The organism is Bradyrhizobium nitroreducens (genome assembly GCF_002776695.1).
Lineage (GTDB): Bacteria > Pseudomonadota > Alphaproteobacteria > Rhizobiales > Xanthobacteraceae > Bradyrhizobium > Bradyrhizobium nitroreducens.
The window spans coordinates 1-2,920 of record NZ_LFJC01000007.1; the positions used below are offsets into that span (position 1 = coordinate 1).

Consider the following 2,920-nt stretch of genomic DNA (forward strand, 5'->3'; position numbering starts at 1 on the left):
CGAACGATGCCGTTGCTGGTGGCGACCAGGATCTGTTGTCCGAGCGCATGGGCGCTTCGTGCGGGATCCGCCGCGGGGGCAAAGCCCTCGCCCTCCAGCAGGCTGTGCCAGGTGGCGGGCGCCAGCGCCGGCGAGCCCGCCACGCGCAGCGCCGCATCCTCGTACAGCCACCAGCCCTGCAGCAGCCCGAACGTCAGGTGCGTGAACAGGTTGTTGCCCGTGATCTCGTTGACCAGCAGCAATCCCTGCGCCTTCAGCAGCGCCTTGGCGTTGCGCACCGTCTGGCGCATGTCGCGCGTGGCATGCAGCACGTTGGTGGCGATCGCAACGTCATAGCTGCCGGGCTCAACGCCTTGCCCCGACAGCGGCTGTTCAACATTGAACAGCCCCGTCTTCAGGTAGCTCGCCTGCGGCCCGTAGTGCTGCTCGGCGTGCAGCAGGAACGCCTTGGAGATGTCGGTGTAGCGGTACTCGGCGATGCTGCCCGCATACGGCTGCAGCCGCTGCAGCAACCGTGCGCTGGTGCCTCCGGTACCCGCTCCGATCTCGATCAGCCGCAGCTTCGCCTCCGGCTGCTGCTTGAGCCGCTGCTCGACATAGGCAAGCAGGCTGTCGCCCAGCACCTCATTGAAGTAGTCCGAGACCGGATTGCCCTTGTAGATGCCCTCGACCAGCTGCATCGACGCGTTCGGGAACAGCACCTCGGTCGCCTTGCGCTGCCCCTGCAGGATCGCCGCCAGCGCCCTGAGCGTGTGGTCCAGCAGGCTCAACTGGGCACGCCCTGACGCATCCGAGCGCGACCGCTCCTGATAACCCTCCCACTGCGTCCACAGCTGCGCCATCGGCTCGGCCGCCGCCACCTCGCGCACCTTCCATGCCTGGCCGTCGCGCTCCAGATAGCCTTGCTCGTGCAGCACCTGCACGCTGTGATCCAGCCAGCGCTCGTACATCGCCGGCAGGCCGATCGCCTGCTTCCACGCGGCCACGTCCATCGCGGGTGTGGCAAACAGGCCGAGCTCGCTGAGCTGACCCCACAGCAGCCGCCCCAGCAACCGCTCAAGCTCCTGCGCCTGGTCCTGAGCCCGCCGCGACACCTCGACCGGCAACATCCGTGGCGCGCTCGCTTCGAGGATCTCCAGCGACACACGCTCCGTCGCGCCTTGCACCTCCAGCACCTGCAGTGTCTCGTTATCCACCACACCCGAGGCCTTGGCCACGCCCGCCCGGCTCGTCTTCAGGAACGCCGCCTGCTGCACCGGTGCACTCAGCAGCCGGTCCAGCACCGCCATCGCCTCGGGCGGCTCGATCGAAGCAATCCCCATCTGCTCCATCCGCTTCCGGTACTCGGCCGAGGCCACCACGCCCACGCTGCCCCAGTACCCCCAGTTGATGGTCTTCACCGGCACGCCCTGGCGCGCCCAGGCCTGGCCGAACGCATCGGCAAACACGCACCCGGCCGCATAGTTGCTCTGGCCTGGCGCCTTCAACGTGCTCTGCATCGAGGAGAAGCTCAGCACGAAGTCCAGCGGCTGCGTCCCGAACACCTGGGCCACCCGCACGTTGACGTCCACCTTCGCCTGCAGGCTGGCCGCAAACGTCGCCTCATCCATCTGCGCCAGGCTCTGATCCCTGAGCACGATCGTGGCCAGCACCACCCCGTCGATCTTGCCGAAGCGCTGCCTGATCTCTTCGGCGGCCACCTGCAGCGCTTCCCGATCGCTCGCATCGGCCGCGATGTAGCAGGGCTCGGGACCAAGTTGCGCCAAACGCTGCTGCTTGCGCACGATCGCCTCGTCCCGTGCGCGACGACCGATCCACACCACCCGCGCCTGGTGCTGGCGGATCAGATGCTCGCTGAACACTTCACCGATGCCACCCGCTCCACCAATCAGCACGTACAGCCCGCCGTCCCGGTACACCGGCCCGCCCGGCTGTGGCAGACGCATATTGAGCAGCTGCGGCCGATACCAACGCCCTTCGCGGTACACCAGCGCATCGCCCTGGGCCTGCGCCGGCTGTGCGAGCAAGCCCTCGGGCCACGGGCCATCATGCGCCAGGTCCAGCAGCCGCACCTTCCACTGACTGCACTCCTTGGCCAATGATCCCACCAGACCGTGCACGCCGGCGTGGGCCGGCCACACCGGATCGGCCTCATCGATCGATTGCGACTGCTGCGTCAGCACCGTCAGACCCAATCGCTGCTTGCCATAGCCCAGCGACAGCAGCGCCTTGATCAACCGGAAGCCGCTGAACACGCCGTCCTGTTGCGCATCGATCAGGTCCTCGCTGGTGAGCTCATGCGCCGCCGCCGGCACCGCCCACAGCACATGATCGATCTGCCCCATCGCCTCCAGCCGCTCGGCGATCCGCTCGATGCCGTCGTTGGCACTGAGCGCCAGCATCTGCACCTGCCCGTACCCCTCGAGCGCCTGCCATAGCTGCGCGCCATCACCGATCACCACCACGCGCTGATCGCGCTGCGGCCACACCGCCGCATCGCCCGAGGCCACCGCCTGCCACACCGGCACCAGCGTCAGCTCGCCGATCGGCTCCGCCACCTCTTCACCCGGCAGCTCCCCGCTCGCCTTCGCCCAGCCCGGCACGCCCTCGACCACCCGGCTGCTGAAGCCCCGCAGGCTTGCGCACACCTGACCGGACGCATCGCACACATCGATGTCCAGCTTCTGCACCGCGCTGGCCGCACCGCTGTCCGCGCTATAGCGCACCACCGCCCACGCTCGGTCCGGTATCGCCGCCAGCACCTCCAGCTGCTCCAGCGCAAACGGCATCGCCATCCGCGCCTCCGTGCGGCCCAGCATCAAGCCAATGCTCGTCTGCAACGCTCCATCCAGCAACCCGGGATGCAGCACATACGCCCCGCGCGTCCCGACAACGCTGTCGTCCAGACACAACTCGCCCA

The 2,920-nt window shown here is 68.0% G+C and carries 1 protein-coding gene; it reads right to left on the reverse strand.

Features of this window, described 5'->3' with window-relative positions; all coding sequences use genetic code 11:
• Positions 1–2,870, reverse strand: a 2,870-nt coding sequence (locus tag TSA1_RS38635) for an SDR family NAD(P)-dependent oxidoreductase (protein WP_245448623.1), incomplete at its 3' end; no start/stop codon positions are given.
• Positions 2,871–2,920: the final 50 nt, after the last annotated feature.